The organism is Glutamicibacter mishrai (assembly GCF_012221945.1).
Taxonomy (GTDB): Bacteria; Actinomycetota; Actinomycetes; order Actinomycetales; family Micrococcaceae; genus Glutamicibacter; species Glutamicibacter mishrai.
Genome location: NZ_CP032549.1, coordinates 806085 through 827597, shown reverse-complemented (window position 1 = coordinate 827597; position 21513 = coordinate 806085). Strand labels below are relative to the sequence as shown.

Annotated in this window: 17 protein-coding genes; 9 read left to right on the top strand and 8 right to left on the bottom strand. The window is 57.8% G+C overall.

From position 1 onward, the window contains the following. Positions 1 to 160 precede the first annotated feature (160 nt). A complete protein-coding gene (gene pulA, locus D3791_RS03950; protein ID WP_172511338.1) occupies positions 161 to 5935 on the top strand; it encodes a pullulanase-type alpha-1,6-glucosidase in 5775 nt (1924 codons plus the stop codon). A gap of 177 nt (positions 5936 to 6112) precedes the next feature. Here the strand turns inward: pulA and D3791_RS03945 are convergent, their stop codons facing one another. Beyond that, a complete protein-coding gene (locus D3791_RS03945; protein ID WP_172511337.1) occupies positions 6113 to 6421 on the bottom strand; it encodes a PLD nuclease N-terminal domain-containing protein in 309 nt (102 codons plus the stop codon). Positions 6422 to 6591: 170 nt separating this feature from the next. Here D3791_RS03945 and dnaK point away from each other — a divergent pair, with 170 nt between their 5' ends. The 4 genes from dnaK (at position 6592) to D3791_RS03925 (ending at position 10646) form a co-directional block, all read left to right on the top strand. Beyond that, complete coding sequence (gene dnaK / locus D3791_RS03940; RefSeq protein ID WP_022874306.1) at positions 6592 to 8445, top strand: molecular chaperone DnaK; 1854 nt, start codon at positions 6592 to 6594, stop codon at positions 8443 to 8445. Between the two features lie 13 nt (positions 8446 to 8458). Continuing rightward, positions 8459 to 9040: a nucleotide exchange factor GrpE gene (locus D3791_RS03935; RefSeq protein ID WP_022874305.1), complete on the top strand. Its 582-nt coding sequence runs from the start codon at positions 8459 to 8461 to the stop codon at positions 9038 to 9040. A gap of 85 nt (positions 9041 to 9125) precedes the next feature. Continuing rightward, positions 9126 to 10100, top strand: coding sequence for a DnaJ C-terminal domain-containing protein (locus D3791_RS03930; protein ID WP_172511336.1), 975 nt, complete (start codon positions 9126 to 9128; stop codon positions 10098 to 10100). A 117-nt stretch (positions 10101 to 10217) separates the two neighbouring features. Continuing rightward, positions 10218 to 10646: a heat shock protein transcriptional repressor HspR gene (locus D3791_RS03925; RefSeq protein WP_022874303.1), complete on the top strand. Its 429-nt coding sequence runs from the start codon at positions 10218 to 10220 to the stop codon at positions 10644 to 10646. Here the strand turns inward: D3791_RS03925 and D3791_RS03920 are convergent. Both D3791_RS03920 and trmB read right to left on the bottom strand, forming a co-directional pair. Continuing rightward, positions 10643 to 11269 (bottom strand): GNAT family N-acetyltransferase, encoded by a 627-nt coding sequence (locus tag D3791_RS03920; RefSeq protein WP_172511335.1) that lies wholly within the window; start codon positions 11267 to 11269, stop codon positions 10643 to 10645. The two genes, D3791_RS03925 and D3791_RS03920, sit on opposite strands and share 4 nt — an antisense overlap. A 50-nt stretch (positions 11270 to 11319) precedes the next feature. Continuing rightward, positions 11320 to 12177: a tRNA (guanosine(46)-N7)-methyltransferase TrmB gene (gene trmB, locus D3791_RS03915; RefSeq protein ID WP_172511334.1), complete on the bottom strand. Its 858-nt coding sequence runs from the start codon at positions 12175 to 12177 to the stop codon at positions 11320 to 11322. 125 nt (positions 12178 to 12302) lie between these two features. On the opposite strand from trmB, the gene D3791_RS03910 reads away from it, so the two are divergent. Beyond that, positions 12303 to 12713 (top strand): YccF domain-containing protein, encoded by a 411-nt coding sequence (locus D3791_RS03910; protein WP_022874300.1) that lies wholly within the window; start codon positions 12303 to 12305, stop codon positions 12711 to 12713. A gap of 69 nt (positions 12714 to 12782) precedes the next feature. Here D3791_RS03910 and D3791_RS03905 read toward each other — a convergent pair whose 3' ends face one another. The 3 genes from D3791_RS03905 to D3791_RS03895 all read right to left on the bottom strand — a co-directional run bounded on the left by D3791_RS03905 (position 12783) and on the right by D3791_RS03895 (position 15222). Then, complete coding sequence (locus tag D3791_RS03905; RefSeq protein ID WP_172511333.1) at positions 12783 to 13967, bottom strand: TerC family protein; 1185 nt, start codon at positions 13965 to 13967, stop codon at positions 12783 to 12785. 261 nt (positions 13968 to 14228) lie between these two features. Next, positions 14229 to 14648 (bottom strand): GNAT family N-acetyltransferase, encoded by a 420-nt coding sequence (locus D3791_RS03900; protein ID WP_246242310.1) that lies wholly within the window; start codon positions 14646 to 14648, stop codon positions 14229 to 14231. A gap of 67 nt (positions 14649 to 14715) precedes the next feature. Further along, positions 14716 to 15222 (bottom strand): DinB family protein, encoded by a 507-nt coding sequence (locus tag D3791_RS03895; protein ID WP_172511331.1) that lies wholly within the window; start codon positions 15220 to 15222, stop codon positions 14716 to 14718. Between the two features lie 170 nt (positions 15223 to 15392). On the opposite strand from D3791_RS03895, the gene clpB reads away from it, so the two are divergent. Then, the gene (clpB, locus tag D3791_RS03890; protein WP_172511330.1) at positions 15393 to 17981 is read left to right on the top strand and encodes an ATP-dependent chaperone ClpB; all 2589 of its coding nucleotides are present in this window, start codon (positions 15393 to 15395) and stop codon (positions 17979 to 17981) included. Positions 17982 to 18050: 69 nt separating this feature from the next. On the opposite strand, the gene D3791_RS03885 is transcribed toward clpB, so the two are convergent. Further along, positions 18051 to 18719, bottom strand: coding sequence for a septum formation family protein (locus D3791_RS03885; RefSeq protein WP_022874297.1), 669 nt, complete (start codon positions 18717 to 18719; stop codon positions 18051 to 18053). Between the two features lie 222 nt (positions 18720 to 18941). Here D3791_RS03885 and D3791_RS03880 point away from each other — a divergent pair, with 222 nt between their 5' ends. Further along, a complete protein-coding gene (locus D3791_RS03880) occupies positions 18942 to 19160 on the top strand; it encodes a DUF3073 domain-containing protein (protein WP_022874296.1) in 219 nt (72 codons plus the stop codon). Positions 19161 to 19351: 191 nt separating this feature from the next. Continuing rightward, on the top strand, positions 19352 to 20251 hold the full coding sequence (locus tag D3791_RS03875; protein WP_028268365.1) for a Sir2 family NAD-dependent protein deacetylase: 900 nt from the start codon (positions 19352 to 19354) through the stop codon (positions 20249 to 20251). Positions 20252 to 20307: 56 nt separating this feature from the next. Here D3791_RS03875 and purM read toward each other — a convergent pair whose 3' ends face one another. Further along, entirely contained in the window at positions 20308 to 21447 is a 1140-nt protein-coding gene (purM, locus tag D3791_RS03870) for a phosphoribosylformylglycinamidine cyclo-ligase (RefSeq protein ID WP_022874294.1), read from the bottom strand. Between the last annotated feature and the right edge of the window lie 66 nt (positions 21448 to 21513).

Below are 21513 nucleotides of genomic sequence, written 5' to 3'. Positions count from 1 at the left end.
TTGGAAAAATACTGAAAATTTTGATGTTTTACCTGCATCCGAGTGTAAATGTTGGAAACGCTTGCACTGGATGGAATTCGCTCAGTAGTGTGGGCTGAATCACTGGCAAGCCACCTAGTGTGGCCTGCCGCTCGCACCTTCGAATTCAATGGAGCATTTCATGAACAGCAGAAACGCTGCTTCCTCCGTGCGCAGTCAGTCACTGCCACCAAGCCTTCATAAACGTAGTTGGCGTCGTTGGGTCACCGCCTTGGCCGCGACCCCGATGCTGGCGCTCGCACCCATTGCGCCACTGGCTAGTATTCCTGCCGCGGCAGATGAAACTTCTGTGAGTCTGGCCGGTTCTTTTCAGTCGTTGTTGGGATGTTCCGCTGACTGGATGGCTGACTGTGAAGCTACCAGTCTGCAATCCACGGACCAGGAAGGGCAATACAGCCTGGAATTGGAAGTTCCGGCGGGGAACTATGAATACAAAGTAGCGTTGAACAAAAGCTTTGACACGTCTTATGGACTCGACGGGGGCGAAGAGAACATTCCCCTAGCACTGAGCGCGGATAGCCGATTGCGCTTCACCTTTGATACGGCTACGGGGCTGACGCAGGTTGTACCACTGGACCTTCGCGGAGAATATTCCGATACTGACGACGATTTGGTCTCTGCGCCGGTCAGGCAAGCCGGCTCTGGTGAGCAGTTTTATTTCGTCATGACAGACCGCTTTGCCAATGGGTCAACGGCTAACGACACCGGCGGTTTGGAAGGCGATCGGCTAACCACCGGGTTTGATCCGACGAACAAAGGATTCTATGAAGGCGGTGACATCGCAGGCTTACGCTCCAAGCTTGACTACATTCAAGGCCTTGGCACCAGCGCCATCTGGCTCACACCCAGTTTTAAGAACATGCCGGTTCAGGGTAGTGGTGATGATGCCAGCGCCGGATACCACGGCTATTGGGTCACCGATTTCACTCAGATCGACCCACATCTAGGCACCAACGAAGAACTCTCCGAACTGATCGATGACGCCCACAAACGTGGCATCAAGGTGTATTTCGACATCATCGTGAACCACACCGCAGATCTCATCGATAATAAGGAAAAGAAGTATTCCTACGTTGAGCAATCTTCCGTTCCTTATAAGGATGCTCAGGGCCAAGCCTTTGACCCGGCGGACTACGCAGGCAGTGATACCTTCCCAGAGCTAGATGCTTCCAGTTCCTTCCCCTATACCCCGGTTGTTTCTGATCAAGTCAAGAAGGTTCCCGACTGGCTCAATGATCCAACGCTCTATCACAACCGCGGGGACTCAACATGGGAAGGCGAGTCGGTCACCTACGGCGATTTTCAAGGTCTTGATGACCTCATGACCGAAAATCCTAAGGTCGTCAACGGTTTCGCAGAGGTCTACAAAAACTGGGTGGACTTCGGAATTGATGGCTTCCGCATAGACACCGCAAAACATGTGAATTTCGAATTCTGGGAACAATGGACCAAACAAGTTCAGGACTATGCACGAGCCCAGGGTAAAGACGACTTCTTCATGTTTGGCGAAGTTTATGATGCCGATGCAAAAAAGCTATCGCCCTACGTGCGTAAGACGGAAATGAATTCCGTCCTTGATTTCACGTTCCAATCTGCGGCTGCCGGTTTCGCGGGAGGAAATTCAGCCAAAACGCTAAGCACGCTGTTCTCGGCGGATGACTACTACACCACGGCAAACACCTCAGCTGATGCCTTACCAACCTTCCTCGGCAATCACGATATGGGCCGCATTGGGTACTTCCTGAACAACAGCAATCAGAAACTCAAACGTGTTGAACTGTCCCATGAACTGATGTTCCTGACCCGTGGCCAGCCGGTGGTTTACTACGGTGACGAACAAGGATTTGCCGGCACCGGTGGAGACAAGGATTCTCGCCAATCACTGTTCGCTTCTCAAGTCTCGGACTATCAGAACCAAGAATTGATTACTGGAGAAAAGCTCGGAACCCAAGATCGTTATGACAGTGATTCTCCGCTGTATCAGCACATCGCGGCCCTCTCTAAACTTCGCGAATCAAACAAAGCGCTGAAGGGAGGGGCACAAGTAGAGCTATACGCCCAAGATTCCAAGGGAGTTTATGCTTTCTCGCGTGTGGACCGTGACGAGAAAACCGAATATTTGGTGGCCCTGAACAATTCGGAAGAATCCGCTGATGTTGAGTTGTCGACTCTGACCTCCGACGCAAGTTACTCAGCGCTCTATGGCGCGGAAGGCAAACTCAGCAGTGCTGCGGACGCTAAACTCAACGTGACGGTGCCAGCGCTATCTGCGGTGGTTTATAAAGCTGACAAAGACGTAGACAGTGCTGCCTTCACACCTGAGATTTCCGCTCCAAAATCTGGGGCAGGGCTCAGCGGCGTATCACCCGTATCCGTGGATCTAGGCGAACAGGCGTGGGCTGAGACAAGCATGTCGTGGCGTGAAGTAGGCACCGAGAAGTGGCACCTGCTGGGCGTGGCAGAAGGCCACACCCCACGAGTCTTCCACGACGTTTCATCGCTACCACAAGGCACCTTGGTGGAATATCGTGCGGTGAGTACCAATGCCGCAGGTGAACACAGCGCCGCTTCCACTTATGCTTCCGTGGGCAACGATGTATCCGGGTTCGCGAAGGAAAAACCGGTTGAATCGGACATCTCCATGGTCACCGTGCCAGGAAGCCATAACACCGAAATGGGTTGTGTCACGGACTGGGATCCGGCCTGCGAGGCCGCCAAACTCACTGAACAGCCTGGCGGAGTCTACTCTGGTGAATTCGAAGTCCCGGCAGGGGACTATGAATACAAGGTAGCCATCAACGGATCATGGGATCTGAACTACGGCATTGGTGGCGTTGCCGGTGGTGACAACCTCAAATATTCTCACGAAGGCGGGTCCGTCAAGTTCTTCTTCGATCCACGCAATAACATCGTACAAAGTGATCAACAAGGTCCCATGATCACCTTGCCGGGAAGTTTTCAAGATGAGTTGGGCTGTGCTTCCGACTGGGATCCAACCTGTTTGGCAACTTTGATGGCTGACCCAGATGCTGACGGTACCTACGAATTCACTACGGAGAAAATTCCGGCCGGCACCTACGAGTTTAAGGTGTCGCATAACTTCGGGTGGGAGGAAAATTATGGCGTTGACGGTGCTGCCGGAGGTGCTAACTACAGTCTCTCGGTGACCGAGGGGAAGCCGGTGAGCTTCAGCTATGACTCGAAGACTCACCTGCTGCAGATTGGTTCTGACACCCAAACAGTCGACGGCGTTGGTCAAATGAAAGCGCAGTGGATTTCTGCAGATACGATTGCTATTCCCCGTGATCTGGGTAGTGGCGAAAGCTATGCCCTCTACGCTGCCAAGGACGCCGGCTTGAAATTGGAGGGAAACGAGATCTCCGGTGCGAAGCCACTTGAGCTCAAAGAAGTTATTGGCGGGTTGAGTGCAGAGCAACGTAAGAAGTTCCCGCATCTTGCTGACTACCGAGCTTTGCGTATTGACCTTAAACGCGAGGACGTAGCCTCTGCATTGCGCTCACAAATGGCCTTGGCACGATTCGACGGTGAAGGAGATTCCAAGAAACTCACCGCCTTCACCGGAGTCCAGAGTGCTGGTGTTATCGATGATCTCTATGCCAAGGCGCTTGAAGATGTAGAACTCGGCGTGAGTTTCACCGGGAAACGCCCTACTTTCAGGCTCTGGGCACCCACGGCCCAAAACGCAACACTGCTGATTACTGACAAGAAGGAGAAGACCACACGATACGCTGCTAGCTATTCGGAGGACAGCGGTGTGTGGACGGTCAAGGGCAAGCCTCAGATGGCTGAGGCGAAGTACCGGTGGGAAGTCCAAGTCTTTGTCCCGGAAACCGGCAAGATTGAAACGAACATCGTGACGGATCCTTACTCGGTAGCACTCACGACTAATTCCACCCACTCGGTGGCTGTGAGCTTGGAAGATCCTCACCACCAGCCAAAACAGTGGCGTAAGGCCAAAGCCAAAAACGTCGAAAAGGACGTGGACCGCAGCATCTATGAACTGCAGATCCGTGACTTCTCAATTTCAGATGCTTCGGTGCCCGAGAACCAGCGGGGCCGCTACGGAGCGTTTGGAGCCAACGGAGCCGGAAGCAAGCAGCTCAAACAGCTCTCCGAGGCTGGCCTGACTACCGTTCACCTGCTGCCAAGTTTTGATATCGCCACCATTGAGGAGGAACAGTCTCAACGTGTTGAGACGGACTGTGATCTGAAGTCGCTGCCGGCAGCCTCGAGCAAACAACAAGAGTGCGTTACCGCTCATGGTGATGAAGACGGATTCAACTGGGGCTATGATCCCTTCCATTTCATGGCTCCGGAAGGTTCATACGCAACGAACCCGGAAGGCGCTAATCGGGTGGAAGAATTCCGCTCAATGGTCGGTTCTTTGCACAGCATGGGGCTAGAAGTAGTGCTTGATCAGGTGTTCAACCACACTGCAGCCTCGGGTCAAGCCGATCGCAGTGTGCTGGATAAGATCGTGCCCGGTTACTACCACCGGCTTGATGCTACCGGGAAAGTCGAAACTTCGACCTGCTGCCAGAACCTAGCTACGGAACACGCTGCGGCGCAGAAACTGATGGTTGATGCCCTGGTGGTGTGGGCCAAGGACTATAAGGTTGATGGATTCCGTTTTGACCTCATGGGCCACCACTCGCGAGAAACTATGGAAGCGGTACGTAGCGCACTAGATGAACTGAAACCGGGACGTGACGGAGTGGATGGCAAGTCCATTTACCTCTACGGTGAAGGATGGAACTTTGGGGAAGTGGGGGACAATGCTCGCTTCTATCAAGCGACTCAAGGGCAATTGAACGGTACCGGCATAGGGACCTTTAATGACCGACTGCGCGATGCCGTTCATGGTGGCAGTCCTGTTGATTCATCCTCAACATTCCGTCAGGGCTTTGGTACTGGCTTGGGCACGGATCCCAACGGCAATAAGGTCAATGGGAGCACCGAGGAAGCATTGAAAGACCTCGGCCACGAAACAGACCTGGTGAAGCTCGGCTTGGCTGGCAACCTGGAAGGGTTCGAGTTCCTCACTTCGGATGGCAGCGTGCACCGTGGTGATGAGTTGAATTACCGCGGAGCGAAAGCGGGCTATGCCTCGCAGCCGGGGGAAGTGATCAACTATGTTGACGCGCACGATAACGAAACGCTCTACGACCTCACTGTGCTCAAGTTGCCACGAGATACTTCCATGGAAGATCGAGTGCGAATGAATACCCTCTCGCAGGCGACCGTGATGTATTCACAAGCTGTTCCGTTCTGGCATGCCGGAACCGAGTTATTGCGTTCAAAGTCTTTGGACCGAAATTCCTATAACTCGGGGGACTGGTTTAACCGCATCGACTTCTCCGGCGTGGAGAACACTTTTGGCTCCGGGCTTCCACCCAAGGCGGACAACGGTGAGAAGTGGGATCTGATGGCTCCACTATTAGAAGACCCTGCGCTTAAGCCGGATGCAAAGGCCATGGCTGCTGCTGAAGGCGCTGCTCTGGACTTGCTGCGGACTCGTAAAGAGGTAGGTCTCTTGCGTTTGGGCTCAGCTGATCTCATCGAGCAAAAGGTGAGCTTCCCGCTGGGTGGGTCCGAAGCCGAACCAGGAATTATCGTGATGCGTATCGACGATACCGTGGGCAAGGATGCTGATCGTAAGCATGATGGGGCCTTGGTGCTCTTCAACGCCTCGCCGAAAGATAGCACGCAGACCCTTGAGGAATTAGTAGGTCACGATTATTCGCTCGCTAAGGCGCTCTCGGGTGGAAGTGATGACCGGGTGAAGTCGGCTTCGTTCGACAGTGCCACCGGTGAGCTGACTATTCCGGGGCGCACGGCGGCAGTCCTAGTGGAACCACAGGGATCGGCTAAGTAGTAGATCGGAGCATTCCGACTGGATCATCTGTCGGGATTATCCGCAGGAACATTGTTGGCTGACGATCTGATCTAGCCAGTGTGGCAACCGAGGTTTTCATTGCCAAAGCGTCCACGCTGACAGCGAACAACCCGTTCTCGTTTTCGCGAGAGCGGGTTGTTTCATTGTGCCTGTAGATCAGTTTTGAGGGTCTTTGCGACGACCAAAAATGAAGTAGGAAAGGCTTCCCAGTACGTTGAGGCAACTGACCACGGCCCACAGGGGTTTTGGCCCTCTTATCAGCCGAGCGGGGCGTCGACGAAGATCGCGCAACGCTGCAAACATCAAAGTCAGTTCGATAATTCCAGCGGCGACTGCAGCAATTTGAGTTCGGCGATCCAGCTCCCGGAAGGACTGTTTTTTCGGTAGGTTGTGGCGCCGGGAGCGCAGGGTGGATTGTCCTTGAGTGCCTTGCGTGTCCTGTGTCTGAAAATTATTTTTCGGCATGGGAATCATTCTTGCACTTTGTTCGTTGAACAAGGCAGAACGCAAAGTTGAGTGTGATTGGCTCAAGTTAATTTGACAGTCGAAACGGGCTGAGTAAACTTGAGTGCAGAACGCTCAATGGGGTAAATCCTCAGCGTTAGTACTTTCAACCAAGGCAAAGGAGAGCCATTATGTCGCGTGCCGTAGGTATCGACCTAGGAACCACCAACTCCGTAGTTTCCGTGCTCGAAGGTGGTGAGCCAACCGTTATCGCAAACGCGGAAGGCAACCGTACTACCCCGTCGATCGTTGCTTTCTCGAAGAGCGGCGAAGTTCTGGTTGGCGACATCGCCAAGCGCCAGGCCGTCAACAACATCGACCGCACCATCTCGTCGGTCAAGCGCCACATGGGCACCGACTGGACCATCAACGTTGACGACAAGAAGTACACCGCGCAGGAAATCTCCGCACGTACCCTGATGAAGCTGAAGAACGACGCCGAGGCTTACCTGGGCGAAAAGGTCACCGACGCAGTGATCACCGTTCCTGCATACTTCAACGACGCTGAGCGCCAGGCCACCAAGGAAGCCGGCGAAATCGCTGGCATGAACGTACTGCGCATCGTCAACGAGCCAACCGCAGCAGCGCTGGCTTACGGCCTGGAAAAGGGCAACGAAGACGAACTCATCCTGGTCTTCGACCTCGGTGGCGGTACCTTCGACGTCTCGCTGCTCGAAGTCGGCAAGGACGACGACGGCTTCTCCACCATCCAGGTTCGCTCCACCGCCGGTGACAACCGCCTCGGTGGCGACGACTGGGATCAGCGCATCGTTGATTGGCTGCTGGCTCAGGCCAAGGCCAAGGGTGCCGACCTGTCCAAGGACAAGATTGCCCTGCAGCGCCTGAAGGAAGCTGCTGAGCAGGCCAAGAAGGAACTGTCCTCGGCTACCAGCACCAACATCTCCCTGCAGTACCTCTCGGTCACCCCAGAAGGCCCAGTGCACCTGGACGAGCACCTCTCGCGTGCCAAGTTCCAGGACCTGACCAAGGACCTGCTGGAGCGCACCCGCAAGCCATTCAACGACGTCATCGCAGAAGCAGGTGTCAAGGTTTCGGACATCGCCCACGTGATCCTCGTTGGCGGTTCCACCCGTATGCCAGCCGTTGCTGAACTGGTCAAGGACCTGGCCGGCAAGGAAGCTAACAAGGGCGTGAACCCTGATGAGGTTGTCGCCGTTGGTGCAGCTCTGCAGGCAGGCGTGCTGAAGGGCGAGCGCAAGGACGTTCTGCTCATCGACGTCACCCCACTGTCCCTGGGCATTGAAACCAAGGGCGGCGTGATGACCAAGCTGATCGAGCGCAACACCGCAATCCCAACCAAGCGTTCGGAAACCTTCACCACCGCTGAAGACAACCAGCCTTCGGTATCGATCCAGGTCTTCCAGGGCGAGCGCGAGTTCACCCGTGACAACAAGGCTCTGGGCACCTTCGAGCTGACCGGTATCGCACCGGCTCCTCGTGGCATCCCGCAGGTTGAGGTCACCTTCGACATCGACGCCAACGGCATCGTGCACGTATCCGCCAAGGACAAGGGCACCGGCACCGAGCAGTCGATGACGATCACCGGTGGTTCCTCGCTGTCCAAGGAAGACATCGAGCGCATGGTTCAGGAAGCTGAAGCACACGCCGAAGAGGACAAGGCTCGCCGCGAGGCAGCTGAGACCCGTAACGCCGCTGAGCAGGCTGCCTACTCCGTAGACAAGCTGATCAAGGACAACGAAGACAAGCTGCCAGAAGAGGTCAAGACCGAGGTCCAGGCCGACGTTGACGCACTGAAGGCTGCCCTTGAGAAGCAGGATAACGACGACGAGGTCAAGGCCGCGTTCGAGAAGCTGCAGGCATCGCAGACCAAGCTGGGCGAGGCAATCTACGCCAACGCACAGGCTGAAGGCGCTGCTGCTGGCGAGGGCGAGCAGGCTCCAAACGCTGATGAAGACATCGTCGACGCCGAGGTAATCGACGAAGACGAAGCCGACAAGAAGTAGGGAGTTAGGGAATATGTCCGAGGCAAAAGACCAGAACGAAAACTTCGACGCCGAGTCGGAGAACCAGCCAGAGGCCGCCAATGAGCAGCCAACCGCTGACGCCCTGGGCCAGGCCGAGGCGATCCTGAACGAAGCTGGCGCCGACGTTGATGAAGCCGAGGCACAGCAGGGCGAAGCCAGCGCGACCGAAACCGAGCTGCGCAACGACCTTCTGCGCCTGCAGGCTGAATATGTCAACTACCGCAAGCGCGTTGAGCGTGACCGGGCAGTGGCACGAGAAAGCGCAGTCCAGTCGGTATTGACCACCATCCTCCCGGTACTCGATGAAATCGATGCCGCCCGGGCGCATGGGGATCTGACCGACGGACCGTTCGCTGCGATCGCCAACAAGCTGGATACCATTTTGGTCCAGCATGGCCTGGAGCGCATCAACGAGGCCGGTGTTGAGTTCGACCCGAACATCCACGAAGCATTGCTTCGCCAGGCTGTTCCGGAAGTTCCAGCCGACCACGTGGGCCAGGTGTTGCGTAACGGTTACCGCAAGGGAACCACCGTCCTGCGCGCAGCGCAGGTACTGGTAGCAACCGGCGAATAGCCACGAATAACACAATTGAAACTGCCCACTGCCGAGAAATCGTCAGTGGGCAGTTTCGAATTGGCATTGAAAGGACGGGGCCCTGATGGCAAGTCAGGACTGGATCGAAAAAGACTTCTACGCCATTCTGGGCGTCGCCAAGGACGCCAGCGAGGCGGACATCAAGAAGGCGTACCGCAAGCTTGCGCGCAAGTACCACCCGGACACCAACCAGGGTGATGCGGCAGCCGAACAGAAATTCAAGGACATCTCCGAAGCCCACTCGGTGCTGGCGGATAAAGAACAGCGCGAGCAGTATGACGCGATCCGTGCCATGGGCGGCGGAGCACGCTTCTCCGCCGGAGGACCTGGCGGGGCACCAGGCGGCCAAGCTGGATTCGAGGATATCTTCTCCAACCTCTTTGGCGGCGGGGGCGGAGCCCGCGGACGCGGCGGACAGCCGGACTTCTCCGACCTGTTCGGGGGCGGCGGATTCGGCGGCGGCGCAGGCGGCTTCGGCCAAAGCGCGCCACCGCGCAAGGGTCAGGACCGCACCGCGAACACCTCGATCTCCTTCGCGGGCTCCATCAAGGGAACCACCATCGCCTTGCGCGAGCAGAACGGCGAAGTCATTGACGTGCGCATCCCTGCGGGCATCAAGGACGGACAATCCGTTCGCGTGCGTGGCAAGGGGCACCCTGGTGCAGCTGGCAATGGCGACCTGCTGGTCAAGGTGAAGGTCAACGAGCATCCCTTCTTCAAGCGCGAAGAGAACAATATTCGCATCCACGTGCCAGTCACCTTTGACGAGGCCGTGCTGGGTGCAAAGATCCACGTACCCACCCTGGATGGCGAAACGGTAGCGATGAAGGTTCCCGCCGGATCGAATTCGGGCCGCACTCTGCGCCTGAAGGGCCGAGGCGTGAAAACCTCCAAGGCCACCGGCGATCTGCTGATCATCCTGGATGTGGTAATTCCGCAGAATCTCTCGGACGCCGCGAAGAAGGCCGTGGAGGACTTCGCCGCAGCAACCGAAGGCGAAGACCCACGCGTGGACTTGGCCGCCAAAGCCAAGCTCTGAAACAAAGAGGGTTCTTTCTTCCCTGTCGTGCCCTCGAAGTGGCACGGCAGGGAAGCTAGACTCAAAGACTAGAGGCTGTAGAGCTGACAAGCCATGTAGAAAGGTGGTTGAAGCAACGTGAACGGGGAGTACCTGCGACCTGTCTTCGTCATTTCCGTCGCCGCTCAACTGGCAGATATGCACCCGCAGACGCTACGCCAGTATGACCGGATCGGCCTGGTGTCGCCGAGCCGCCAATCGGGCAAGCAGCGCCGCTACTCGCAGCGCGATGTGTCCCTGCTCCGCCAAGTCCAGGCGTTGAGCAAGGATGGCGTCTCACTCGAAGGCATCAAGCGGATCCTTGATCTGCAAGATCAGGTTGCCTACCTGCAGACCGAGGTCAACGACCTGCGCAATGAACTCATCGCAGTGCGCCAAGGCCAATCCCGTATTTTTGCTGCCGGCACTTCCGGTGGCGATGTGGTGTCCCTGGCTCGCGGCATGCGTCCAGAACGACGCGAACCAACCGTCACGCTGTTCACCGCCCGCCGCGCTATCGGCCGCTAGATCCGCCCGTGGCGTGCGAGGCGCGTCTCTAGGCCGGTACGCACAGCAGGCCACTCGTGCGGAAGAATCGAAAAGATCACGGTGTCGCGCAGCGTTCCTGTGGCCGGATCATATTTGTGATTGCGCAGCACCCCATCTTGTTTTGCGCCGAGCCGCGCGATGGCAGCCCGTGAAGCCGCGTTATGCCAGTGCGTGCAGAATGCCACGGAATAGCAATCCAATTCCTCGAAAGCCCGCTGCAGCAGCAGGAACTTCGCTGCCGGGTTGATCCCTGTGCCCTGGACCGCCGAGGACAAGTAGGTGGAGCCGATTTCAACGCGCTTGTTCGGTTCATCGATATTCAGGTACGTTGTTGCTCCCACAGCCTTGCCTGTGGAGAGGTCAATGATGGCAAAGGGCGCCATGGCTCCGCTTTCCTGCAAAGCCAAACGCTTCTTGATATCGCTGGCCATATCCTGCGCCGAGGGAATCGAGGTGTACCAGATTTCATCAAGGCGCCCTGCTGAGACAATCTCTGCGAGCTCTTGGGCGTGGTCGAGTGAAAGCTGTTCCAGTCGCACGCCGGCATATTCCATCGTGGGTGCTTGGGCGTAACTGCTGATCTTGGATGAAGGAAGGGCCATGGAATCCATCCTATGGATTCCATGGCCCTTCTGGAGCTTTGACGCCGATATTAACCGACGCGGGTGTACGCCAGATCGAAGACGAGGCGACCGGCCTTCAAAGCTTTGCCCTCGAAGCTGGTGAGGATGCGGCGCTCAAAACGTGGCGCCCAGCCACCTTGCTCATCAATGAATTCAGGCTCGGGATCAAAACCTTCCATGCCCTCACGGCGGACCTTGGTCAGGTTGCTGTCTTCGCCAGCCAAATTGCCTGGATGCTGATTCTCGAAATCGGCGTGCGCTTCAAGGACTTCACGCATCTGCTCGGCGTAGTTCGACCAGTCGGTGGCAAGACGCAGGGTTCCACCCGGCTTGAGGACGCGGGAGACCTTGTCGAGGAATGACTTCTTGATCAGGCGGCGCTTGTGGTGGCGCGGCTTGTGCCATGGGTCGGAGAAGAAGATCCAGATTTCATCGGCGCTGTTCTCATCAAGCATGACGTCCAGGACCTCTGGGGCGTTGGCCTGGACGGCGCGGACGTTGGTGATGCCAAAGGACTCGACCTTGAGCATGAGTTGAGCGAGGCCCGGCCGGTAGACCTCTACGGCCAAGTAGTTGCGCTCTGGATCATCCTTGGCGGCGTTGGCGATGCACTCTCCCAGGCCGGTACCGATTTCCACGACCAATGGTGCGGCGCGGCCGAAAGCTTCAGCGGGGTCAAGCTGGAAGTCGTCGGCCACCGAGGTATCGGCAATCTTGCGCGGCGGTTCGATGACGTACTGCTCTGCGTTGCGTTCCCACGCGCTGGCACGGCGGCCCTGGAGGCGGTTGCCGCGGCGTACAAATGACACTGGCTCCGCGCGGAAAAGATTCGGGTCCTTGGGGGCAGTGCCGTGGGCTGGGCGCTGCTGATCGCTCGATTCGCTCATGATGATTAATCCTAACGGAGCCAGGGGGTGTGCTGCTTGCCAGAAAGTAGGGGATTGGACACCCTAGGGGATAATCCGGGGGATCACCTATGGCACAAAGGCAGGCGGGGCTGAAGAATGAAATCATGACTGATTTAGTGCGCGGTATTCTCAACGTAATTTGGTTGGTGTTTGGCGGGCTGTGGCTGGCCTTGGGGTACGTTTTGGCCGGCATCATCTGCTGCCTGCTGATCGTGACCATTCCCTTCGGTATCGCGTCCTTCCGCATCGCAGGCTATGCGTTGTGGCCTTTCGGGCGCACCGTGATTGATCGCGGACCGGTAGGCGCATTCTCGGCTTTGGGTAATGTCATCTGGGTGATCTTCGCAGGCATCTGGATTGCCATCGGGCACGTAGTGACCGCTATTCCGATGTTCGTCTCGATTATCGGCATCCCGCTGGGCATTGCGAATTTGAAGATGATTCCGATTTCCTTGATGCCGCTAGGCAAGGTCATTGTTCCTTCGGACTATTACATTGCAGGCATGAAGCGCTAGCCAGCGCGAACGTGCAACGGCCGCCATCCCGACTGGGATGGCGGCCGTTGTCATGAGGCGAACAGGAAGCTAGCTCCTGAGGTACTCATCGTGCTGGCGATGGGCTTCCTTGACCTCTTCGCGGATCTTATCCACGTCCTTGGCCTTGTCGCGGTACTTCTTCTCCATGGTTTTCACGAGCTCTTCCTCGGCGAGCAGAGCACGGTAGATGCGTTCGCGCTCACCGGCGTCTGCGGTGTAGGTCAGATCGTTGTAGCTGTTGGCGTGACGGCGAAGGTTGCCGATGGCAGTCTGCGCCTTGCCAGCCTTGCTGAACAGGGAAGCCAACACGGTAACCAGCAGAGCGCCGATAATCACGCTCAGCGACAAGCCGGTGCTGATTTCGATGACTTCCACATGCTCGCCATTGTTGACGAACGGTAGGTTGTTCTCGTGCAATGCGTGCAGGATCAGCTTCACGCCAATGAAGGCCAAAATGGCGGCCAGGCCGTAGGACAGGTAGATCAGGCGGTCCAGCAATCCATCCAGCAGGAAGTACAGCTGGCGCAGGCCCATCAGCGAGAATGCGGTCGCGGTGAAGACGATGAAGACGTTCTGGGTCAGGCCGAAGATCGCCGGGATCGAATCCAAGGCGAAGAGGATGTCGGTGCCGCCGATGGCCACCATGACCAGCAGCATGGGGGTCAGGACCTTTTTGCCGTCGATCTTGGTGAACAGCTTGTCGCCGTCGTAGTTGTCGGTGGTGTGGAAGAGCTTCTTGGCGATTCGGATGATGAAGTTGTTGGCTTCATCGGATTCGTCATCCTTCTTCAGCAGGTTGCCTGCGGTCAGCAACAAGATCAGGCCGAAGAGGTAGAAGACCCAGGCGAACTGGTTGATCAGTGCCGCGCCGACGAAGATGAAGGCGGTACGGGCGATCAGCGAGAAGACGATGCCGAAGAGCAAGACCTTCTGTTGGTCTTCACGCGGTACCCGGAAGCTGGCAATGATGATCAGGAACACGAAGAGGTTATCGACCGACAATGCCTTTTCGGTGATGTATCCGGCGAAGTACTCGGCGCCCATATCGACACCGCCGAAGATCATGACGATGACGCCGAAAATCAGTGCGATGCCAACGTAGATGCTCGACCAGATTGCTGCCTCGCGAAGGCTAGGAACATGGGCCTTGCGAATATGGAAAAAATAGTCGAAGGCGAGCAGGGCGAGAATGACGGCCACTGTGATGGCCCAGATTAAAGGAGAAACTTCCATAGGGGTTTCCTACTTTCGTAAGGCGCGTAAGCACGCTGTCGAGTAAGTCTCTTCACCTGCCCGAAGGCTGGCCGCAAAACCCGGTGGACCTATGAAGATCTACGTACTGACGGGTCAAGCGCTTAGGAATACTCCCTTACTTACTTCCAGCCTAACTTGATCTGGTGTTTCAAAGAAAGAACTTGTCTTCAAATGTCATTGTGATCTGTAATGTACTTCGTTGCTGTTCGCTTGAATAGGGGTTGAAGGCAATTCAAAGAGTCACAGCGTCTTGCGCATCTTGATGCTGATAGTTTCGTAGCCCAGCGATTCGTAGGTTCTGCGGGCTGTGTTGTTGAATCCGAACACATTCAGCCCCAGTGTTTGACCGCCGTGGGCTCGCGCATAACCTTCAGCCAAGATCATGGCTTGGCGGCCGAAGCCTTTGCCGCGGTGCTCTGCTTCGACGACGATGTCCCATACCCACCAGGAATCAGGATCTCCCGAGGAATCGCAACCGATCCAGATATATCCAACGTTGCCTAGTGCGGAGTCCATCAAGATGAAGACCGCATTTGTCGGACTGGGCAGGCCATCGGGGAAGGCGCGCTCCATCGTGCCGGACGCGTCTGCTTGCGCCTTGTGTTCTGGCACGCCTGTGGCGACGAGATCTGCCAGGTATTCTGCTGCGCTCCTTTTCATCCAAGCTGGAAATTGCTTTGTGGAAATGGGGAAGAGAGCCAGTGACATATTCCGAGTCTAGCTTCGGCTAAGCGGGTTGCTGCTTTCGCGCGGTCAAGATCTGCTCCCGCAGGATATCCGCGTGTCCGCAGTGCTGGGCCAATTCACGCAGCATATGCAATGTCACCCAACGGACAGGCAGCGGTCCGCGGCGGTTTCCCGGGAAGACGTCGTCTCCTGTCTTGCCGTCCAGTGCCTGGCGGGATTCTTCGAGGGCCTGCGCATAGTCGCGCTGCACGGATTCGATGGTGTCCAAGGCCTTCAGGACAAACGATCTGTCCGGGTTTGCTACGATTCCCAATTCTGAGCGGCTTTTGCCCGTGGCCGCTTCGCCAAACCAGACCCGTTCCACGAAAGTCGCGTGCTTGACCAACCCGAGCAGCGTGGTCTTGGATTCAACCAGATTTGCCCGTGCTTCCTCTTCGGTCAGGCCGTCGAGACACGTCATGAGCATTTGGCGGTGCTGGTCGATGAACACCTTGGCCATGCTGTCGTAATCGAGCTGATAGATGTCCTGTGAATCTGGATTCGGCATGCCTCATCCTAACGCGGTGAACAGCGTGTCATGCGGAGTATTTGCGTCTTGGGCAAAGGAGCAAATTAATCACCAGAAATCTGGCTCTAGGCGGAATAAGATGACTGCGAGTAGAGTTGAGTTAAGTACACTCAAGTTTATGGGTTCACCCAACAAGGGAAAGGATGCGCGTGGACACCAAACTCACCACCAAGAGCCAAGAGGCTCTCTCAGCTTCCGGCATGAACGCCTCAACGGCAGGCAACCCGCAGATTGAACCTGCGCACCTGTTGAAGGCACTGCTGGATCAGCGCGACTCGGTCGCTGTTGCCTTGCTGAAAACGGCGGGGCTTGATGTTGACTCGCTCTCAGTCAAGGCCAGCGCAGCAATCAACGCGTTGCCCTCAAGCTCGGGCAGCTCCGTAGCCCAAGCGCAGTTCTCGCGCCAGCTTCTGCAGGTGGTCAGCAACGCTCAGGAAACCGCCACTGACATGGGCGACACCTACGTATCCACCGAGCATCTGCTCATTGCCCTCGCTGCTGACCAGACCAAGGCCGGCGAAGCCATGCGCGAGTTCGGAGCCACCCGCGAACTTCTGGTAGGGACTCTGCCTACCATCCGCGGCGACCGCAAGGTCGATAACCCGAACCCTGAGGCAACTTTCCAATCTCTGGAAAAGTTCGGCACTGACATGACCGCCCTGGCACGCTCGGGCAAACTGGACCCGGTCATCGGACGCGACCGCGAAATCCGTCGTGTGGTCCAGGTGCTCTCTCGCCGCACGAAGAACAACCCCGTGCTCATTGGCGAACCCGGTGTTGGCAAGACCGCGGTAGTCGAGGGACTGGCCCAGCGCATGATCGCTGGCGACGTGCCGGAGTCATTGCGTGGCAAGACGCTGATCTCCCTGGATCTGGGAGCCATGGTTGCCGGCGCGAAATACCGCGGCGAATTCGAGGAACGGCTCAAGGCAGTGCTGGAAGAGATCAAGTCCTCCGATGGCCAGATCGTGACCTTCATCGATGAGATCCACACCGTGGTTGGCGCTGGTGCTTCGGAAGGCGCCATGGATGCCGGCAATATGCTCAAGCCCATGCTGGCCCGAGGCGAGCTTCGCCTGATCGGCGCCACCACCTTGGACGAGTACCGGGAGAACATCGAGAAGGACCCGGCGCTCGAACGCCGCTTCGCCCAGGTGTATGTCGGGGAGCCTAGCGTGGATGACACCATCGCCATCCTTCGCGGGCTCAAGGAACGCTACGAAGCCCACCACAAGGTGTCCATCGCCGACTCCGCGCTGGTTGCAGCCGCATCACTGTCCAACCGCTACATTTCCGGACGGCAGCTGCCGGACAAGGCCATTGACCTGGTTGACGAGGCGGCAAGCCGACTGCGCATGGAGATCGATTCCGCCCCGGAGGAGATCGATGAGCTGCGCCGCGAAGTGGACCGGCTGACCATGGAAGAACTGGCCCTGTCTGATGAGACGGATCCAGCCTCGGTGGAACGCCTGGAAGCCTTGCGCAAGGATATGGCCGACAAGAAGGAAAAGCTCGATGCGATGAACTCGCAATGGGAATCCGAAAAGGCAGGATTGAACCGCGTTGGCGACTTGAAGGTCAAACTCGATGAATTGCGCGGCCAGGCAGACAAGGCCCAGCGTGAAGGAGACCTGGAGAAGGCATCCCGCTTGCTCTATGGCGAGATCCCGGCATTGCAGAAAGAACTTGATGCCGCGGCCCAGGCTGAAGCAGACCGCTCTGCGCAGCCGAGCATGGTGGCCGAGGAAGTGACCGCGGACGACATCGCCGAGGTGATTTCGGCATGGACCGGAATCCCTGCTGGCCGCATGCTGCAAGGCGAGAGCCAGAAGCTGCTGGACATGGAAGAGATCATCGGCCAACGACTGATGGGGCAGAAGCAAGCCGTCGCTGCCGTATCTGACGCCGTGCGCCGTACCCGGGCAGGCATCGCGGATCCGAACCGCCCTACCGGTTCCTTCCTGTTTCTAGGACCAACAGGCGTGGGCAAGACCGAGCTGGCGAAGTCCCTGGCGGACTTCCTCTTTGATGACCCGCGCGCCATGGTCCGCATCGACATGTCGGAGTACTCCGAGAAGCACGCGGTCTCCCGACTGGTCGGTGCCCCTCCAGGCTACGTAGGCTACGAAGAAGGCGGACAGCTCACCGAGGCGGTGCGCCGCCGCCCCTACTCGGTGATCCTGCTCGACGAGGTGGAGAAAGCTCATCCAGAGGTCTTCGACATCCTGCTGCAGGTCCTCGACGATGGCCGCCTCACCGATGGCCAGGGACGCACCGTGGACTTCAGGAACACCATCCTGATCCTCACCTCCAACCTGGGGTCGCAGTTCCTCGTGGATCCGTCCTTGGAAGACGAGGCCAAGAAGAGCGCGGTGATGAACGTCGTCAACGCTTCGTTCAAGCCGGAGTTCCTGAACCGTCTCGACGAGGTGATCCTCTTCGATCCGCTGAGCATTGAAGAGCTGGGCAATATCGTGAAGCTCCAGATCGATCTGCTTTCCGAACGCCTGGCAGAACGCCGGCTGAGCTTGGACGTGGATCAGGCGGCCAGCGAATGGCTGGCCCTGACCGGCTACGATCCTGCCTATGGTGCCCGGCCGCTGCGCCGTCTGGTCCAGCGCGAGATCGGTGACCGGCTGGCCAAGGAAATCCTTGCTGGCACTGTGCAAGACGGGGACACCGTTCAGGTGACGCTCGACGAGCTGGGCGACCAGTTGAAGGTCCAGAAGAAGAGCTAGTTCAAGACGAGAGAAGGGCATGAACAGGAAATCCTGTTCATGCCCTTCTCTCGTAGTCTCTGGAACTTATCAGCTTTCAGTGGTCTCTTCGGCCTTGGAGCTCGATTCCTCGTCGCGCTGGTCCTCAGGCTTTGCCGAATCGCCGTCAGCGGCATCATCGGTGCCTTCAGGTGGCAACAGCGAGGAGCGAACGTTGCCTTCCTTCAAACTCAAGAAGCAGGACACCGCGCGGTCGCCCTGGTCCCAAGTGCTCTCCGAAGGACGGGAGAAGTGATAGGTCCAGGTGGAGTCCAGCCCTGCGCTCGGATCGAGCGACACCGACTTGCAAAGGTCCTCGGACTGGGTCAGCAATTCGCCAGCTCCCGGGTAATCGGTGCCTGCGACTTCGAAGGACCCGATCATCTGGGCGTTATGCGCCGAATCGCAGGTGACCACGGTTTGCGGATCCAAGGGTGACTCGAAACCGCGCAGGCAATCACCGAGCTGCAATTGGGCAGGGGGCATTTCCGTGGCGATGATGCCATCAAGGCCAGGGTTTTCATTGCGTTCCACATTGTTCGCAACGGGCGAAGCGGGGGGATCTATGATGCGCAACACCAAGAAGACCACGGCAGCGGCCAGCGCCAAAACAGCAATGATCAATATGGCCCATTGGCCACCTTGCCGCTTGGGCTTTTCCGGTTCGGGCTGCAATGGCGGTAAAGCCGCCTGCGGCTCGGGCAGATTCTCTTCCACCACCTGCTGAGCTCCTTCGTAGTTGGGGGCAAACAGTTATTGGCCAGCTCAATACATAGTCGTTGGACTAATTGACAGTCTAGCGGTATCGACGGGTGTTGCGTTCAGCGCTCGCCGGTGAATCATGTTAACCTTTAATTACGAAAGAACTGATCACATATTCGGGGGCCTTCATCTAATTAGATGGACCACCTCCCGACTCTACTGAAAAGAGGGGGTCACGCCATGGGGCGCGGCCGTCAAAAGGCTAAAGCACAGCGTCAGGCGCGAGATATCAAGTACTACTCGCCGTCCACTGACCTTTCGGCACTTGAACGCGAGTTGGGCGTTCGGTCCGATCATCATGCTCAGAATACCGAGCGTAATGATTCATCGTATGACGAAGAATATTCGGATTACGACGAGCTGACTAAGAAGTACTCGCGAGACGACGACGAGGATTAAGATCCTTTTCTGAGACCGGGAGTTCTTGGCTCGGAGTGCCACGCCTTGAGCACGCAGTGGTACAGCTCTTCAGTACATTTTGCGACATGCCGCAGCGACTAAGCTAAATTAGCTTTAAGTCGTTGCGGCCTTTGTCGTGTCCAACAAGCATGAGGTGGAACGTGAGTACCAAAGAAGAGCTAGCCATCCAGATGGCCCATCACTCAGCGATCCGCTCGATGCAGCGCATAGTAGAGGAACAGGCCCCCGCGTCACCCGAAGACGAAGCACGTGCCGGTGTCCAGCAAATGCTCGACGCAGGCAACGTCCTGGTGGTCACCGGTGCGGGCGTCTCCACGGACTCCGGCATCCCTGACTACCGCGGACCCAATGGCTCGCTGCAACGACATCGCCCGATGACCTACCAGGAATTCCGCTACCGCCCCGAAGCCCGCCAACGCTATTGGGCCCGAGGCTATGTCGGCTGGCGCCATATGGACAAGGCAGAGCCCAACCAGATCCACCACCGGTTGGCGCGCTGGGAGCAAGAAGGAAAAATCACCGGCATCATTACGCAGAACGTGGATGGCCTGCACCAGCAAGCCGGTTCGCAACGGGTGATCCCGGTGCATGGTGACCTCTCGACGGTCCGCTGCCTGAACTGCGGCTTCAGCGAGGACCGCCGGGACTTCGACCTCCGCCTTGAAGCAGCCAACAAGGGCTACCTCGAAGCCGTGGAGATCGACCCCTCCGCGGTGAACCCTGACGGCGACGTGGAGCTCCCGCAATACCTGATTGACCAGTTTGTCATGGTGCGCTGCCTGAACTGCGATTCCTATGCGTTGAAACCCGACGTCGTGTACTTCGGCGAGAGCGTCCCCGCCGAGCGCAAAGAGCTCATGACCGCACTGGAGGCCGAATCCAGCTCGTTGCTGGTCCTCGGCTCGTCTCTGGCGGTGATGAGCGGCTACAAGGTGCTGTTGAATTTCGTGAAAAGGGAACTGCCGGTAGCGCTGATCACCAATGGACATGTGCGCGGGGAGCAGAAAGCGACCTGGCGCTGGCGGGTTCCGCTGGAAACCGCGCTATCCCAGCTGGACGAGATTAAATAAGCAATGCACCGCACTGGAATCCAGTGCGGTGCATTGCTGCGTACAGGCAAGAACTGCTACTTGGCGTAGGCTCCGGTCAGCAGCACTGCGCCACCGTCAACACCCTTGGCGCCCTGGACGAAGTCCAAGCCGGCATCGGCGGCCGATGGATCCAGGTTCTCTACCTGGCCCATGACCCATGCGCCCATGCCAGCGTTGTTCAGCAGCTGTACGGCGCGGTCTGCCACGGACTGGTCCACGATGGCCACCATGCCAACACCCAGGTTCAAGGTGCGCTCCAGATCCGGCTGCGGGACGTTGCCCAGCTGCGCGATGGTGGAGAAGACTGCAGGCAAGGCCCAGGTGGAGCGATCCACGCGAGCCATCAGGCCCTGTGGCAGCACGCGAGCGAGGTTGGCAGCCAGGCCGCCACCGGTGACGTGGCTGAAACCATGCACACCGAAGTTCTCGCCGTCGTTCAAATCGCCGATCAGATCCAGGCAGGCGCTGGTGTAGATGCGGGTAGGAACCAGCAGTTCCTCGCCCAGGGTCTTGCCGAATTCGGCAACCTCGCGGTCCAGTTCCCACTTGGCGTGGGCGATCACGCGGCGCACCAGCGAGTAGCCGTTGGAGTGGATTCCCGAGGAAGCCATGCCGATCACGACGTCGCCAGCCTTCACGCGCTCCGGGCCCAGCAGCTGATCGGCTTCGATGACGCCGGTAGCGGCGCCGGCAACATCGTATTCGTCCTCGGCCAGCAGGCCTGGGTGCTCAGCGGTTTCGCCGCCTACCAGTGCGGTGCCAGCGAGCTTGCAGCCCTCGGCAATGCCGCGAACGATATCCGCGATGCGCTCGGGGACAACCTTGCCGGTGGCGATGTAGTCGGTCATGAACAGCGGCTTGGCGCCCACTACGACGATGTCGTCAACCACCATGCCGACCAGGTCCTGGCCGATGGTGTCGTGGATGTCCAGCTTCTGGGCGATGGCCACCTTGGTGCCCACGCCATCGGTGGAGGTCGCCAGGTAAGGCTTCTTGTAGCCGGTCAGGAAGGAGACATCAAAAAGGCCGGCGAAACCGCCCACGCCTCCGACGACACCCGAAGTATGCGTCGCCTTGATCGCACCCTTCATCAACTCAACGGCGCGGTCACCGGCCTCGACGTCAACGCCGGCACCGGCATAGGTGATGGAAGTTGGCTGATCATTGCCGCTCATGGCAGAGGGTTCCTTTTCTGTCGTGAGCACCGGTTCTCCGGTGCCGCTTGCAACGAGGTAAGTGGG

Excerpts from the sequence above, each read along its gene's own strand:
- dnaK (WP_022874306.1), top strand. The coding sequence starts at position 6,592 with ATGTCGCGTGCCGTAGGTATCGACCTAGGAACCACCAACTCCGTAGTT.
- D3791_RS03945 (WP_172511337.1), bottom strand. The coding sequence starts at position 6,421 with ATGCCGAAAAATAATTTTCAGACACAGGACACGCAAGGCACTCAAGGA.
- purM (WP_022874294.1), bottom strand. The coding sequence starts at position 21,447 with ATGAGCGGCAATGATCAGCCAACTTCCATCACCTATGCCGGTGCCGGC.
- D3791_RS03905 (WP_172511333.1), bottom strand. The coding sequence starts at position 13,967 with ATGGAAGTTTCTCCTTTAATCTGGGCCATCACAGTGGCCGTCATTCTC.
- D3791_RS03880 (WP_022874296.1), top strand. The coding sequence starts at position 18,942 with ATGGGGCGCGGCCGTCAAAAGGCTAAAGCACAGCGTCAGGCGCGAGAT.
- D3791_RS03930 (WP_172511336.1), top strand. The coding sequence starts at position 9,126 with ATGGCAAGTCAGGACTGGATCGAAAAAGACTTCTACGCCATTCTGGGC.
- D3791_RS03900 (WP_246242310.1), bottom strand. The coding sequence starts at position 14,648 with ATGAAAAGGAGCGCAGCAGAATACCTGGCAGATCTCGTCGCCACAGGC.
- D3791_RS03920 (WP_172511335.1), bottom strand. The coding sequence starts at position 11,269 with ATGGCCCTTCCTTCATCCAAGATCAGCAGTTACGCCCAAGCACCCACG.
- trmB (WP_172511334.1), bottom strand. The coding sequence starts at position 12,177 with ATGAGCGAATCGAGCGATCAGCAGCGCCCAGCCCACGGCACTGCCCCC.
- D3791_RS03910 (WP_022874300.1), top strand. The coding sequence starts at position 12,303 with ATGACTGATTTAGTGCGCGGTATTCTCAACGTAATTTGGTTGGTGTTT.
- D3791_RS03895 (WP_172511331.1), bottom strand. The coding sequence starts at position 15,222 with ATGCCGAATCCAGATTCACAGGACATCTATCAGCTCGATTACGACAGC.
- D3791_RS03875 (WP_028268365.1), top strand. The coding sequence starts at position 19,352 with ATGGCCCATCACTCAGCGATCCGCTCGATGCAGCGCATAGTAGAGGAA.
- D3791_RS03935 (WP_022874305.1), top strand. The coding sequence starts at position 8,459 with ATGTCCGAGGCAAAAGACCAGAACGAAAACTTCGACGCCGAGTCGGAG.
- pulA (WP_172511338.1), top strand. The coding sequence starts at position 161 with ATGAACAGCAGAAACGCTGCTTCCTCCGTGCGCAGTCAGTCACTGCCA.